The 15,246-nt window shown below is 51.9% G+C and carries 6 protein-coding genes and 2 tRNA genes; 6 read left to right on the plus strand and 2 right to left on the minus strand.

Going from position 1 to position 15,246, the window contains the following annotated elements:
* Positions 1-28: 28 nt before the first annotated feature.
* Together ispG and QEH59_RS12825 are read right to left on the minus strand one after the other, a co-directional pair.
* Positions 29-2,086, minus strand: a complete 2,058-nt coding sequence (ispG, locus tag QEH59_RS12820) for a (E)-4-hydroxy-3-methylbut-2-enyl-diphosphate synthase (protein ID WP_308985776.1) — start codon at positions 2,084-2,086, stop codon at positions 29-31.
* Between the two features lie 89 nt (positions 2,087-2,175).
* Complete coding sequence (locus tag QEH59_RS12825) at positions 2,176-2,793, minus strand: DUF445 domain-containing protein (RefSeq protein WP_308985777.1); 618 nt, start codon at positions 2,791-2,793, stop codon at positions 2,176-2,178.
* A gap of 166 nt (positions 2,794-2,959) precedes the next feature.
* Here QEH59_RS12825 and QEH59_RS12830 point away from each other — a divergent pair.
* From QEH59_RS12830 to QEH59_RS12855, 6 genes are all read left to right on the plus strand, one after another.
* Positions 2,960-3,033, plus strand: a tRNA-Gln gene (locus QEH59_RS12830).
* An 89-nt stretch (positions 3,034-3,122) separates the two neighbouring features.
* A tRNA-Gln gene (locus tag QEH59_RS12835) sits at positions 3,123-3,196 on the plus strand.
* Between the two features lie 152 nt (positions 3,197-3,348).
* The gene (gene purH, locus QEH59_RS12840) at positions 3,349-4,899 is read left to right on the plus strand and encodes a bifunctional phosphoribosylaminoimidazolecarboxamide formyltransferase/IMP cyclohydrolase (protein ID WP_308985778.1); all 1,551 of its coding nucleotides are present in this window, start codon (positions 3,349-3,351) and stop codon (positions 4,897-4,899) included.
* A gap of 415 nt (positions 4,900-5,314) precedes the next feature.
* Positions 5,315-5,944: a class I SAM-dependent methyltransferase gene (locus QEH59_RS12845; RefSeq protein ID WP_308985779.1), complete on the plus strand. Its 630-nt coding sequence runs from the start codon at positions 5,315-5,317 to the stop codon at positions 5,942-5,944.
* A 225-nt stretch (positions 5,945-6,169) separates the two neighbouring features.
* Positions 6,170-11,767 carry a hypothetical protein gene (locus QEH59_RS12850; protein ID WP_308985780.1) on the plus strand — a complete coding sequence of 1,866 codons (5,598 nt, stop codon included), beginning with the start codon at positions 6,170-6,172 and terminating at the stop codon, positions 11,765-11,767.
* A gap of 38 nt (positions 11,768-11,805) precedes the next feature.
* Positions 11,806-15,228: a hypothetical protein gene (locus QEH59_RS12855; RefSeq protein WP_308985781.1), complete on the plus strand. Its 3,423-nt coding sequence runs from the start codon at positions 11,806-11,808 to the stop codon at positions 15,226-15,228.
* Positions 15,229-15,246 lie beyond the last annotated feature (18 nt).

Raw genomic sequence — 15,246 nt, forward strand, 5'->3', positions numbered from 1 at the left:
TTAATTTACAGACTCAGTGTGCAACATCTCAGGCGGGTGGCTCCACCCATTTTCCATGCTCCTTGATCAAATCAATTAAGCGATCCAAGGCATCGGCAGCGGGGACATTATACTGTACACATTCCTTACTGACGTAGAGGTTGATTTTACCAGGAGCGCCGCCGACGTAGCCAAAGTCTGCATCGGCCATTTCTCCGGGGCCGTTGACGATACAACCCATGATGGCAATCGTTACGCCTTTTAAGTGATCTGTTCGAGAGCGGATTTTTTGAGTCACACTCTGTAAATCGAAAAGAGTACGGCCACAGCTCGGGCAGGCTACAAATTCAGTTTTGCTGATGCGAGCGCGGGCACCTTGTAATATGTTATAAGCCAGTGTTGTGCCTTTTTCGAGTAGGGGTTCCGTCTCGATGCTGATGAGGTCGCCGATGCCGTCGCAGAGTAGAGCTCCACTGAGAATACTGCTCTCTAACAAGCGATCTGAGAAGTAGTCATTTGCTGCAAGTGTGTTAAAGAGCGTGTTGCGAATCCAAATGGGAGCATCAGGCACACATCCTTCCGCTGCCTCGACAAGTGCGCGGTAGTTGCCGAGTGGATGCAGACCTGTGGTGGGAGCGCTGCTGGTGAGTATCAGAGCTTCACTGCCCATTGGTTTGAGTTGGGCGGCAATTTCTTCACGCAGTGCTTCGGCCGACGTATCGAGTGCGCATATCAAACCTTGCTCACGGCAGAACTGGAGCAGGTTGGCAGCATAGAAGGCATCTTCACGACTTATCTTTTGCAGTAGGATGGTTGCTGACAGCCCTTGGGGCCATTGAAAGTCCTGTAAGTGCTCGATATCGATTGTGTCTGAAAGCTCAAGCACGAAAGCTTGCACGACGCTGTGGACTGCTTCGTGTAAGGCTGCGAAATGTCGGAGATCCTCGGGCGCCTCTATCCCCACTTGCAGGCATTCGAGTTTGCTGTCCTTGAGAGTGGTCTGCGTGTGGCAAACGTCTTGCACGATTTTGCTAACTTCGCGGATCGCATGCTGTGTTTTGACTATTACGGCAGGCACTGACTCGCCACCCAAGCTGCATTTTTCACTGAGTGTCAGCGGGCGTGTGCTGCGTTTATGAAAGTCGAAAGGATCGATACGATCTTTAGTTAATTCAGGCAGTGCGTAGTTACTTTGCTGTTCCCACAGAGCCATCGCTTTGTTCGCCAAATCCCGTGCCACTGGCACTTCATAGATTGGGTCTTCAGTGAGTGATACCCGTATGGTGTCGCCAAGGCCGTCATTTAGCAGTGTGCCGATGCCGATTGCGCTTTTGACTCGTGCATCTTCGCCATCCCCCGCCTCTGTCACACCTAAGTGAAGTGGGTAGTTCATTCCTTCCTGATTCATGCGGGCCACCGCGAGGCGATAAGCTTCGATCATCACCTTAGGATTGCTTGCCTTCATCGATAGGCAGATGTCGTAGTAGTTATGGCTTTCGGCGATACGAATAAACTCGAGGGCGCTTTCCACCATACCAAGAGGCGAGTCGCCGTAGCGATTCATTAGACGATCCGACAGAGAGCCATGATTGGTGCCGATGCGCATGGCGCGGCCGAGTTCTTTGCATCGCAGCACGATGGGGCTAAAAGAGTCGTGTAGACGTTCCAGTTCTTCCTGGTAATCGGCGTCCGTGTATTCGAGCACGGCGAATTTCTTTTTATCGGCATAGTTGCCTGGGTTGATGCGCACTTTTTCAACATGCTTGGCAGCTTCCATCGCAGCTGCTGGTAAAAAGTGAATGTCGGCAACCAAGGGTACGTTGCATTTGGCAGCCCGCAGTTTCTTGGATATTTCTCCTAATGCTGCGGCTGCCTGCTTGTTGGGGGCGGTGATGCGGACGATCTCGCAACCAGCCTCTGCCAATGCCAGTGTCTGCGCAACGGTGGCATCCACATCTTGGGTGTGGGTCGTTGTCATCGATTGCACTCGAATTGGCTGGTTACCGCCGATTTGAATGCCGCCAACATTGATTACACGTGAGACGCGACGCTTGGCCTGATAGCGGGAGTCGCAATAAAGAAGTTTGGATGTGTCGAGTGTGCTCATTGGCGAAAATGGGAGAGGAGGACTGTGAGTATATTAGCGTATCGGGCTATCGAATCATTCTATACTTTAGAGTCACAAGCTAGGCTCTATTATGCGAGTGATCCTGTGGCCCAGAAGAGTGTGACTTGTAGGCAGCCGATGATAAATCCCAGCACCGCGCCTAGGCGCTCAATCGTCTTGAACTCTCTTTTTGCGACTTGGTTGACTATACTTTCCAGGCGATCGAGATCAAAGGCTGCGATATTGTCTTCAATCATTTGCTTGAGATTTACCGAAGCTTCAAATTGTGTGGCGACTTTTTCCATGAGAGGGCCTGCTTCTTCTTTCATCGAGGCTGCGGCAATGACTTCAAATTTGGCTAGTGTGCTATCATTGATAAAGCTACCTAGCAGTGGAATTGCTCTAAGTTGAGGGCCGATGCGGTCCCAGACTACTTTATGGGCAGCTTCTTCCAGGTAAGGCCCTAACTCAATTTTTCGGATTTCGTGCAAAATCATGTGCTGCTGTAGGATTTCACGCTCAATGATTTCAGCGGATTCTATTGCTAATTGCTGCTGGCGACGTGGAATTAAGCCCTGCCACTTCCAAAAAAAGACACGCATGGGCACCCGCGGGTGAAAGAGCATCTGGATCGCGACCCAGTTGGTTAGCCAGCCGATGCCAGCCGTAATGAATGGTGTGAGTATGAGTAAAATCGTTGTATTCATGATAAATCAGGCACTTGCCGCCTAGTTTTAAGTGGTGGATAGATTCTGGCTTTGTATTTAATAGGTCAACATCAAGTCCCATTTTTAGCCCTCAGAAACTGCTTTAAAAAAAATGAATAGAGGGCTTGACGAGTGCAGGATGATTTCTACTCTCCCGGTCTTCATTAGGCTCATGGTGTAATGGTAGCACAACGGTTTTTGGTACCGTTTGTCGGGGTTCAAATCCCTGTGAGCCTGCCACTTTATTACGCTCCGTTTCGCGGAGCGCTTTTTTTTGATTTGCGCTACTTGTTCACAGGTATTGTTCTTCACTTAGTATATTTTTCATTAGGCTCATGGTGTAATGGTAGCACAACGGTTTTTGGTACCGTTTGTCGGGGTTCAAATCCCTGTGAGCCTGCCATTTTTTAAGCGCTCCGAATTTCGGAGCGCTTTTTTTGATTCCGGGTTCAGTGTTGAGATCGTGGTTCTTTTTTTCTAAAACGCTTGGCGAATCTCACATAGGCCCTTTAATCCGCTGCTTCACTTTCTATTTTCTAATCAACTCGTCATATTATGCAAAAAAACGCACTCCTCTCCGTCAGCGATAAATCAGGCCTTGTGCCCTTCGCTAAAGCTCTGGTTGAGCAACACGGCTACCGCCTGCTTTCCACTGGTGGCACCGCAAAGTTGCTTGAGCAAGAGGGCATCCCTGTCACCGAGGTCAGTGACTACACTGGCTTCCCGGAAATGATGGAAGGGCGTGTCAAGACACTGCACCCTAAGATCCACGGTGGACTATTGGCGCGCCGCGACAAAGAGGACCACATGGCCGCAGCTGCAGAGCACGGCATTGAAATGATCGATCTCGTAGTGGTGAATCTTTACCCCTTCGAAGAGACTGTTGCCAAGCCCGACGTCACTTTCGAGCTCGCAATCGAGAACATCGATATCGGTGGTCCCTCCATGCTGCGTTCCGCGGCTAAGAACCACGCCTCCGTCTCTGTGGTGGTCGATGCCGCTGATTACGATCGCGTGCTCGCAGCTATGGGCGACGAAGCCGCGCTGCTCAAACTACGCCGCGAGCTAGCGCTCAAGGTCTTCCAACGCACATCGTCTTACGATGGTGCCATTGCCGCCTATCTCGAAGCGCAGGTCGCGGAAGCCCCCGATCTCGGTGAAATTTCCGGCATCCCTGCCAAGTTGGATTTGCAACTACCACAGGTGCAAAGCCTACGCTACGGTGAAAACCCACACCAAAAGGCTGCACTTTACGGCAACTTCTTTGATTGCTTTGAGCAGCTACAAGGCAAGGAGCTCAGCTTTAACAATATCATCGATATCACCGCCGCCACATACCTGATCGGCGAATTCCAAAAGCCTACCGTTGCCATCCTCAAGCACACGAATCCATGTGGTGTCGCTTCGGCCGAAACACTTGTGGAAGCCTGGGAGCAAGCCTTTGTGACCGACCAACAAGCTCCTTTCGGTGGCATCATCGTAGTTAATCAGACCATGGATGCCGACCTCGCTGCGATCATTAGTAAGATCTTCTGTGAAGTCATCATCGCGCCTGACTTTACGCCAGCCGCACGCGAAATCTTTGCTAAGAAGAAGAATCTGCGCCTGATGACTGTAAAGGGCAGCCTGCCGGCAGATTCCCTGCAAGAGATGCGCTCGGTGGTCGGTGGTGTTCTGATGCAAGACCGCGACACCATGCCCGATCGTCCCAGCGACTGGAAGATCGTTTCCAAACGTCAGCCTAGCGACGAAGAGATGCGAGCCATGATCTTCGGTTGGAACGTCGTCAAGCACGTCAAGTCCAACGCCATCGTTTACGCAGGTTGCGAACGCACCCTAGGCGTCGGCGCGGGGCAAATGTCGCGTGTCGATAGCTCTAAGATCGCCGTTTGGAAAGCGGGCGAAGCCGGGCTACCACTTGAAGGTTCCATCGTGGCCTCCGACGCCTTCTTCCCCTTTGCCGACGGCCTAATCGCCGCAGCCGAAGCCGGTGCCGTGGCTGCGATTCAGCCCGGTGGCTCCGTGCGCGACGACGAAGTGATTGCTGCCGCTGACGAGCGTAATATGGTGATGGTCTTCACCGGCAAGCGTCACTTTAAGCATTAATCATATTGCAGCCGCGTTTTGGCAGGCTTCGACTAGAAGTTTTCGAACGACCGAGTGGTGACGCTCGGTCGTTTTGCGTACAATGTGGAGGACGCGTGATGAGAGTCAGCTCAACTTTTTTACGAATTGATAATAGTTCATGATGTTACTGTACGCATGTTGATGGCTATCGTATTTAATGTGATCAAATATCTTGCAGTTCGGATTGTTTTGCTTATTCTGTTACGTTTTTAATTAAGTAATTCTAATGCTTTATTTTTACAATCACATAGGTAGATCGCTCACATGATTACACAGCGAAAAGTGGCTCACGGCTAGTCCGTGTTGTTTGCAACCACAATTGCTGATTCGCATGTGTTTATACATTAGCATTCTACCTACCAACGTGATAATCTGAAGTAATCGCGAAGTAGCCATGGACCCCAAAACAATTGAAGCCTACGATACACATGCCGCCGTATTTGCAGCGCGTTATCGATCAGGAGAACGCGTGCCCGTCGAGCGCCTTAAATTAGCCTTCGGTCATCGATGGCAGATTCTGGACATTGGAGTCGGCAGTGGAGTCGACATGTCGCGGTTTTTGGATGCAGGGTATGACGTACGCGGTGTGGAGCCTTCGCTGATGTTAATGCAGACGGCGCTTAAGCACTTTCCTCGTTTGCAGGGGCGGATTTGGCAGGGATCCTTACCTATGGCTGATACAGAACTGTTTGAGAGTTGGCAGTCACATTATATGGGCATCTTTTGTAGTGCCGTTTTGATGCATATTGCCTATGATCAGCAGCCCTTGGCCTTAGAGCAAATGTATGCAATGTTGAAACCTGAGGGACGACTTCTGCTGACGGTTTCTTCTGGTCGTACCGGTTTGAATGCGCAAGGGCGCGACGAATATAATCGTTTTTACGCGGAACTCTCAGAAGACCGCGTGTTAGAACTCGCTCAGCATGCAGGTTTTATTCAGCAACAAACGTGGCATGACGCCGATAAGTGGCATCGTGAAGGATTGGTTTGGGCCAGTTATCTATTTGAGAAACCAAAAGCCTAGGGGGAGCATAGGGGAGCGAAGGGGAGACTTATGCTCACTATCACTAGGAAAACAGGTGGATCGTTTTTGTAATATTCTAGCTAAACGTTAGTTTTGAACGCTCTTTGAACTGGACTCGTATGAGGTGTTTCGGCTAGGTGGGGTGAATAAGTTTTATTTATTAAATAAATAAGACTCCTTACTTTTAGACCAGCTAGGCCGTCTCGGCGTTCCTAGTTCTTTGCTATGAACGATTTAGTTATGTGCCGACTACGTCTCCTTCCTTTTCTTTGCCTTCTTTTTTCCATATCTGCACCGGGGGTGTTCGGGCAGATCCAAAACACTTATACTTATGGGACCATCGAACGGGTGGAGTTGAGTGCGGACACTGTGCTCTACGCATCGCGTTCCTATGACGATACGATCGAGGTCGAGGTGGACGTTTCTTTTAGCCGCCGGAGTGGTTTTGTCTTGGGCACCAATGTGTTTACGATGCGTTTGCAGTTGCTGGACGACGAGGGGGCCGTGCTCCAGTCACAGGATGAGTCGATCGGCGAACGCACGACGGCGACAGTGACGCCGGTGACCTTTAGTTATAGCATCGAGCCGGAAGCGCAGTTGGATGTGAATAAGCGTTATTACATACGAGCACAGTTGTATCGAATGGGGACTGGGGCGTTCCCGCGCTTACAGGCTGTGAACTCGCCTATGGACAGTTCGTCTTCGCAGTTTTTTCATTTCGTGAATACGCAGAGCTCGGATGCTGCTTTAAATGTCTTGTTCGACTACGATGAGGTTGAATGGCAGCGTCTATTCGCGATTCGCACCAGCGAGACGCAGCAGACTTTTCAAGTGGATGTCATCGGAAATATCTATCGCTACGATGGCTATTCTGCATCGAATGGCTCAGACGATGTTGAGTTTGTGTTGAGTTATGAGCTCGTCAATGGAGTGACCGATGAGGTGGTGGCGACGGCATCTAATGAGAGTCGTCAGACAGTTTCGATGCTGCGCTACACCGTGCACTATGCCAGTGGGATTTTATATCCCAGTTATTTGTATAATCATGCCTTCACGATTGATATCGAACCGCTGGAGCAACTGGATTCTGTGAACGATCATTTTTACGTGCGGGTTACGGCGGCGCATATTGAAGAGGCGGGTGAAGATCCTGTGATTGCGGGGCAGAAACAGAGTATGTCGCATCGTTTGCTGCATTTTAGTGGCGATCTGGAATTTAATGGTCTGGCGACCACCTTTACGGAGGTGTCGAATACGCCCACCGCTTCCGTTGGTGGGATTAATTACGTCAATACCTGGCTGCAAGTGACCAATAACTCGGGCAGTGTCAGTTCTTGGGACATTTACCAGTTCGGTAACGATGAACAGCTGAGCGAGGTCCGTTTGATGTCGGATGGGCGTGCCTCTGTGCAAGTGGGAGAGGTGGCGCTGGGCACAGTTGCAGATGTCGAATTTGACGATGTGATTAAAGCAGCGGGCGATATTAAGTTTGGCTATCAAAGTCTAAAATTGACGCCTTCGGGGCCGGTTTCCGGTGAGCAGTTGGATGGTTCGCCGACTACGGCGATCACGTTATTTTTGCCGACAGGGCTGGGCTATACTAAAGATGATATCTTGCTCAATCAAAAGCGCTTGTTGGATTTGATCCCCATGCCTGGGCCGGTGGCGCTGGATAATTTATTTAATCCCATGGAGTCATTTCAGGCTACGCCCAGTGGTCGAACCTGGTTACACCAAGAGGGGCGGCCTTATGGGATCGAATTTGATCAAATCTCCTTCGACCCGGCCTTGGGAGAAATTAGTGTGAATCCGGTGGATGTGGTCTACAATCAAGCGGATGCCTTGGACGCATTGGAAGCGCACTCGGGAGATTTGGAAGCGGTCTCTATGGCGGTGAAGCCGTCCAATGAGCAGTATTATCGTTATGCGACTTCAGTGGTGGGGAAGGTGCAGATTCGTGCTGATTTCAACGGATTGGCCTTGGTGAGTAGTCAGCTGAGTTTGAGTGCGGGGGAGTTTTCGCCGCACTTTCCGATGTCGGGGCTCTTACGCTGGACGGGCACGGGCGATATTTTCCAAGTCGATAGTTTGATCGATCCATCCCAGAGTCTGCTGCGTGGGGTGCAAGCCGTGCGTATGGACTACCATCAGAGTTGCCCGGATGCGTTTTGTGGCTTGGGCCAGCCACCTAGCGAGTTGTTGACTTGGATCGCTGATGGCAGTCAGTTGTCGTTCACTCCCGATGGTGGCTTGTCAGGCTCCGGGGACTTACTCAAAGAAGGCCTGGACTGGGGCTATTTGGAAACGAAGGGGAACGGCGAGGAACTCTATGCGCATCGCACGGGTGCTTTTGACCGCGGCCAGTTTTTGATCGCCGGGCACGCACTTATGGGCCTGTCTGATGTGTGGAATTCGTCTCCGGCGACTTCGAAATACGATTTTGATCACAGCCCCAGCGTGCTTTTGTTGGCGGGGTATGACCGTGACCTTATGCAGCATGAGCGTTTCGGAACGAACGAGTATTTGCTAGGTGTGGGGGATTATCCCGGCCTGAATTTCCGTGTTTCGGATTTTTCTGATTTGGAGGGCTACAGTCGTATTGGCCGGCCGGATGCGTCGATCCCTGATTTTGCTTTTACCCCTGATGTAAATGCCAAATATTATGTGCGTCCTGCAGGGGTGAGTGGGGTGCATGAAGCGCAAGATGATAGCTTTGATTCTAGTCTCACGATTTATGGCTATCCATTTAAACTCGATAACTACGGGTTGTCTTTTCTGGATAGTGAAAACCACGAGAGCCAGACCAATGGTAGCTTGTCGGTGCCGGAACCTGCGAATTTCAGCCAATCGTTCTTAGAGCTTTCATTATCCTGTGTGGGGGAACTAGAGGAGGCCGAGTTGGACCCTAGAGATCTTGGTGAGAAAACACTGGAGTATTGGAATGGTGCCTTTGAGCCGAAAACCATGCGCTTTTTAGCACCAGTGGGGGATGATGTTTGCCTGCGCACCGGTGATCCGATTCTTGCGATGGGGCTGACGACCGAGGTTGCCCATGTGGATGCTGTATTATTTGGCGAGATGGGTTTCTTCCCCGATGGCGAAATCGCCGCTGCTGCGGACGGCTATCCAGTGGACTCGCGCTTCTTGTTGCCCGCTCAATTGGAACTGGATGGGCCGAGCGGTGAGGCGAGCTACACCATGACACCGGTGAGCGCGCTTTATTTTAATGATCACGCCGAAGGTCCGGCCGAGCGGGGCTTTGCGACCTTTGCGGCGACTCAAGACGTGCCTTTCTTTGTCGATGTCTTGGTGCAAGTCATGACCAGTGCAGATGCGGATAGCAGCGTGCAATACGATGTGGTGGGAGGCTGGCCCACCCAGGGGTGGACTGAGGCGGGAGCCTCCTATTTTACGCATGCTGAGTTTGACGGTGGTAACATCGGCTGGCCGACTGCTTCCGCCGCAGACTTGAGCAGTTACGATGACTACCGCCGTCCTTCTTCAGCCGATCCGAGTGCCTACACACCGCTGGCCTTACAGAGCTTCTTTGGCGTATTGGATTTTGAATACCCGTTGAAGTGGAACACTTCCTCGCGTTACTACCGCTCGTATAGCCCGCAGAATGACAATTTGATGGTGCTCAATATCGAGCACTCGGTGGACTACTTAAGTGCGGAGCACATCGAGGTATCCTTTGGTGTGCAATATGACGGGCTGCCGCAGTTGAATCTATCGAACATGCTGTTCTCTGTGGCCGAGGATCAACTCGGTGCGGGCCAAGCCTTCATCGAAGGCGCGCAGGAGGAGATCGTGAACTCGATCGCAGGGGGCATCGATGGCGTGGCTGAGATGTTAAACGATCGCATCGATACCTTTTATGCGGAGTTGTTTGATCGGATCGATGATCTAGTGCTGGACCCCTTGTATGATGAATTGGGGGCCGAATTTGAAGCGGCTCTAGCGATTGCGCAGAATAATGGGCCAGATTTGTTTAGTGATTATCGGACGACTTACGCCGACCCCTTACTGGATCAGTATGTCTATGATCCCGACAATCCGGATAGTGGCATATTATTCGCGCAGTTAGATTTACTTCGTGGAAAATTGGACGCTCCCTTTGGTATTGTGCAGGAAATCGATAAGCGCCTCGCCAAATTGGAGCAAACACTGGTTGCCATTACGGGGCAGCTGTATGTGACACAAAACGGTATCGAAATCGATCTGCCGGAGGTTGACATCGAGCGTATCGTGCCGGGCATCTTAAGTAAGAACGGTGACGGGAAGCGCGATGTGGTGGTCAATATTGTGACCGCCCTGATCGGTGAACTGGTTGAGGACCCACTGGGAGCGGCGATTGCCGAGCAATTGACCGAAGGCGAGACTGCGATCCAACAACAATTGGATGAGCTTTTAGCCGAAGCCGAACCGACCTTGGCTGAAATCGAAAAAATCGTGAATGACCTGCGTGAAGAAGTCACCATGATCCGAGGGAAACTCGCAGAGGCGGGGGAGATTCACGATGCGTTGACCGCGATTCTGGATGAAGCCGAAATGGAAATCAAGGGAGTGGCGATGGAAGTTCGCGCGACGGCAGACGAATTCCTCGACGAGTTGGAAGCAGAGTATGCGCGGCTCTACCCGACAGAGCAACTGGAGCAGATTCCGAACCCCTTCGAGGAGTATCCTCGCGAAGAGGTGACAGCTTTATTGCGGCAAAAGCTAGTCGATGAGGTCGGTGCAGCGCCCTTCGTGAAAAAGATTCAGTATACGCTGAAGCAGTATCTATACGATCTCAATGGCACGGTCGAAAACACCATCGACAATGTATTTGCCGAGGTGAATGTGATCATCCGTGAGTTAATTTCGGAGACGGTCGTCGAGTTGGAGAAGGAAATAAATCCGATGCTGAGCGATTTGAGCGATACCGTGGGCTCGGGGCAAATCGATGGCTTGGCTCACTTCCGTGGCGACGCACTCACACGTTTGCGCTTGGACGGTAGCTTTGAGTGGCAAGTGCCGGAGCCCTTGCAGTTTCGTGGATATATGGAGTATTTACAGCTCGATAGCGATGCGCCCGGCAGTTGTGGCGGCGATTCTGGTGATAAGTTGACCGAAGTCTCGATGGGAGCTTTGGATATTCCACTGGAATGGATTTCGCCGGGCATGCGGGCTGATGTGGGGGCCAAGTTTAGTATGATCTACGCTGCTGGAGCGGATCTGCCGGTCTATCCGGCGGGGCTCGCTGGGTCTTTTCAAATGACCGGCGGCGAGCTTGGCTTTGAGGCCTTTACTATATTCGATCTGAAAGCAGCGGTCGCCTTTGGCCTGCATGAAAATTACATCGCTGCAGGGGCCGGCATGATTATCAGTAGTTATGAGGCCTCCGGAGGGATCTTCCTCGGGAAGTCGTGCAGCGCGGACCCCATCTTACTGATTGATCCGCTCGCAGGTGAGGTGCTCGGCGATGGGGAATTCCTCGGCGCGTATGCCTATGGGGAGGCATGGATTCCGATCAGTGAGGCTGCGTTGGGCATTCCGGCCAGTTGTATGTTCCGCGTGTCGGCAGGCATCGGAGCCGGCGTCTTTTACTTCGTCGATGGACCTGTCTTTGGTGGACGAATGCTAGTCGGAGCGAGTGGTGAAGCACTCTGTGCGGTCTCGATTCGGGGAGATGTCAGTCTGGTGGGCGTGAAGGATGGCGGTGAGTTCCGCTTCAATGGCCGCGGGCGCCTGCAGGGCAAAGCGGGGCCGTGTCCGCTCTGTCTCAAGTTCTCGAAGACTGCCAAGGTCAAATACGATAGCAAGTGGAGCGTCGATCTGTAGCTCACATCCGAATTTTTAATTTTAAAATCAAATTTCTTATGTTCGCAATTATACTACGCCGCTTAGTTTGTTCTCTGCTACTGGCTACTGTGTCTGCCTGGCCGCTGGCTTCCTTTGCCCAAGATCTGGAGCAGCTGACCTTCACACTCGGAACGACTGGCCGTGATGCCAACGGGGCTGACTTTGGCTATATGGTCTTGCAGTCTCAAGAAGCTGAAGCGGTGATTGGCCGCCCGTATGCAATTTATGAAAAAGCGGCGGATTTCGCGACCGCTGCGCCGTTTCAACTGCGTGCGGTGATCCAACTGCAGACCGACCCTAGAACCATTCGTTCAATTTTGAAGGCATCTGAAAAGGTGGATGAGGATTTCGCGATGCTGGAACAGCGGGTGGATGGCTATTTCGAAGATGTCGACATCTCGACTTTAGGGGCGACTGGCGGCGAGCCCGACCTGGCGGAAAAGGTATCGATTGCGGTGCGGAGTGCACAGGCCAATCCATCGCTATTTGAAGGCCTATACTTTCTCGGACGCTTACACCCTGGCATCAATTGCGTGTTGGGTCTCGCTTACTTCGGTGAATTGAACCAGCCGCTAGTCACATGGGAGCTGCGCGAGTGGAACCCAAGCTCGCGTGAGCCGGAGGATGTGGTGGGCCGTGTCTTAATGGACTTGAGCGCCGCGAGTCCGAGCTTGGGCTATCCGCCGCTACCTGCGCCTGGCAAGCCGGTGGATGTGCCTTTTCCTATTTCAGAAACGACTTACGAGAACGATCCACGCGGACACTTAAATGTGCGATTGCGTTGGCATACACCTGAGGACTTGCGTCAGCAGTCACTGTTGGCGATTGGATATAATGTGTATCGCCTCGCTAAGGCGGATGCGATTGGTCTTGGCTGGGTGAGTGAGGGGGACCCTGTATGCCCGGCCCCGTCGGTCGCGGATGCGCGCATGCTGCTGGAGGCGGGTATGCTAGTGCAAACAAATGTGTATCCAATCATGCCGGTGACGGATTTAAGCGAGGCCGAGTCTGAAGATCTCAGCGATAGCGAGACCTTCTTCACCGCTGATGACGATGACCGCTTCGAGCCCGGCGCTGAAGATACCTTCGGCGATGGGGACGAGTTCTATTATTTTGCCGGAGCGCAAGATCTCTTGCGTCGTCCCGGTGAGTTGTCTGACGGGCACTATGTTAAAATTTGTGATCAAAAACCACCGCTGCCAATTGATGAAGTTAAAGTGCGCAATCATTTCGTGGCTTCGACCAATCCTGCCGAAATTCAAGCCTACGGAGGAGAGCAACAGCTTGAAGTGCAGTGGCGCCAGCTCGAGTTCGACGGTGAGGAGCCTCTCGACAATTATAAATATTACATCTACCGCTGGGACAGCCCACAGGAGATACTGGAAAAGTCAGCCAACCCACTGGCCAACTTAGTGGCGGGCCCGATCGATCACGATACCAGCAAAGAGTGGAGGAGCTGGATCGATACTTCATCGCCACTAAATCCGGACGCACCGAACATGGCTGATGATGCGGGGCGCACCTATTTCTACACCGTGCGGGTGGAAGATAACAGTGCTTGTGGTGGTAACATGAGCGCCAATAGCGCTTCAGCTTACGGTGTCTTGCGGGACCGTCGTCCTTTGGAAGATCCGAGTGGCAGCATCACCACGCGTTGCTTAAGCTTAGAGATAGAAGGAAAGGGCACAGAGTTATTTCAGCGAAATCCGGATGACCTGAGTGCCAAGCCCATCATTCGCATCGCGGTCACTCGTTCGAATCCGGACATTGAATGGGCGAGTGTAAATATCAATTTCGGCAAGAATACCGAGTTAGACCCCATCGATCTTGAGAGACGTTATTTCGCCGAAGGTGAGAATCTCGTGATTTTCGATTATCAACCCGCAGCAGTGCGCAACGAGGTGCGAGTCAACGTTCACGGTGGGGACCGCTTTGGCAATATTAGCAATACAGCCTTGTTAACCCTCGGCGATGTGAACCCCAACAGTGCCTACTATGGCGTGGAGTATCTGTATGAGCTGAGTCATATCGAAATTTTGACCGATGACCGGAATTGTGGCCCACACATCGTGGTAGACACTAGCGCGCCCGGAGGGCTACTGGCCAAGCCAACGCTCGAATTATTCATGCCAGAGCGGGCGCGTGAGTATAAGTTGTATCGTCGCATCAATAACGGGGACCTGTCTTTGATACAACAAGGGCAGACCGAGGACTTGTTTACTGATTTGGCTGATTTCGAATATGCCGACTATGCCTTGCCCAATGCGCCGATGTATACGATCTGCTATTTCCTGCAGGTCTTTGACGAACATGGCAACGCCAGTGCTTTAGTGCCGGTGGATGAGTGTATCGAATTTATTCGCGAATATCCCGCGCCGCTGCTAGCGCAACCAGAGCTCTATTCCGGATCGAACGGGCAATCGATGGCACGGCTGACCTGGTATTGCCCACCAGAAGCCGTGGATAAATTTGAATTGTGGATTGCGAGTGACGATGCCGTCAGTCCCGGTGATGTGGGGGATGCGCTCAGTGAGCTGACCGAGTTCGGGGCACGTCATATTCAAAATGATGCCCGCACATATTATATTTACCAAACACGTCGTTTGGCGACTGTGTTTGGGCAGACTGCGCCAGAGTTTAGCGTCGATTTGGAATTGGATCCAAACAAGGTTTACAGCTTTCTGGTGCGTGCCGTTTCCGCCGAGGGCTTGGATTCACGCTTAACCGGACCTTTCAGTAATCTGCAGTCGATCGCATGGACGCAGGGCGGCTCGGACAATGGGCCCAATGTTGCCTGGCCCGATCGGGATCTGCCCGGACTGCTGGAGGAGAATTTGGAAGCCATGTTTACCAGCGAATTTGGAATGGAAATCCTACGAGACGACGTGAACGGGCCAATGCCGGCACTGCGGATCGGAGCGTATCGCCTGGTGGATGAAGAACTGGATGAAGTGATTCAATACGATAAACAGGCCAATTTAGACGCGGATTTTCCGACATTTCTGACACCGCCCGGAGATCCGGTGGCTTACACCGCGCATCGGATCATTGAGCGCAGGGCTGGTCAGAGCGATGTGACAAAGTCGATTTTCCCCTTTGCATTGTATCGCTATCGAGTCGATGCGCCTCTCGTGCGGGAGCCGAGCAAAAATGTAGAGCAAGTGTCACCAATGATGCGTGAGATCGCCTACGAAGGCGGCGTCATTTATGATATCGGAAAGACTGGGGGCGATGTGATCGAAGTCTCACGAATTCGGGACCCCTATGTATTTGCTGAACTCGTCGATACGTATAGTGGCAACGGCCCGACGCATCATCTCTACATGCGTGATTTTACACCGGTGCAATTTGGAGGGACTTACCAATACCTGATGGTCTTTTTCACTGAGCGTGGCGAGATCGAAACAGTGCTACCACTCAATACCATTACGATTCAATAGAGTCATTTTAAGATAAGG

Origin of the sequence: Thalassobacterium sedimentorum (assembly GCF_031127905.1) — a bacterium.
In the GTDB taxonomy this organism is placed as follows: Bacteria; Verrucomicrobiota; Verrucomicrobiia; order Opitutales; family Coraliomargaritaceae; genus Thalassobacterium; species Thalassobacterium sedimentorum.

What these genes read in the sequence shown, in the direction of transcription:
- purH (WP_308985778.1), top strand. Translation starts at nt 3,349, where the DNA reads ATGCAAAAAAACGCACTCCTCTCCGTCAGCGATAAATCAGGCCTTGTG.
- QEH59_RS12850 (WP_308985780.1), top strand. Translation starts at nt 6,170, where the DNA reads ATGAACGATTTAGTTATGTGCCGACTACGTCTCCTTCCTTTTCTTTGC.
- QEH59_RS12845 (WP_308985779.1), top strand. Translation starts at nt 5,315, where the DNA reads ATGGACCCCAAAACAATTGAAGCCTACGATACACATGCCGCCGTATTT.
- QEH59_RS12825 (WP_308985777.1), bottom strand. Translation starts at nt 2,793, where the DNA reads ATGAATACAACGATTTTACTCATACTCACACCATTCATTACGGCTGGC.
- ispG (WP_308985776.1), bottom strand. Translation starts at nt 2,086, where the DNA reads ATGAGCACACTCGACACATCCAAACTTCTTTATTGCGACTCCCGCTAT.
- QEH59_RS12855 (WP_308985781.1), top strand. Translation starts at nt 11,806, where the DNA reads ATGTTCGCAATTATACTACGCCGCTTAGTTTGTTCTCTGCTACTGGCT.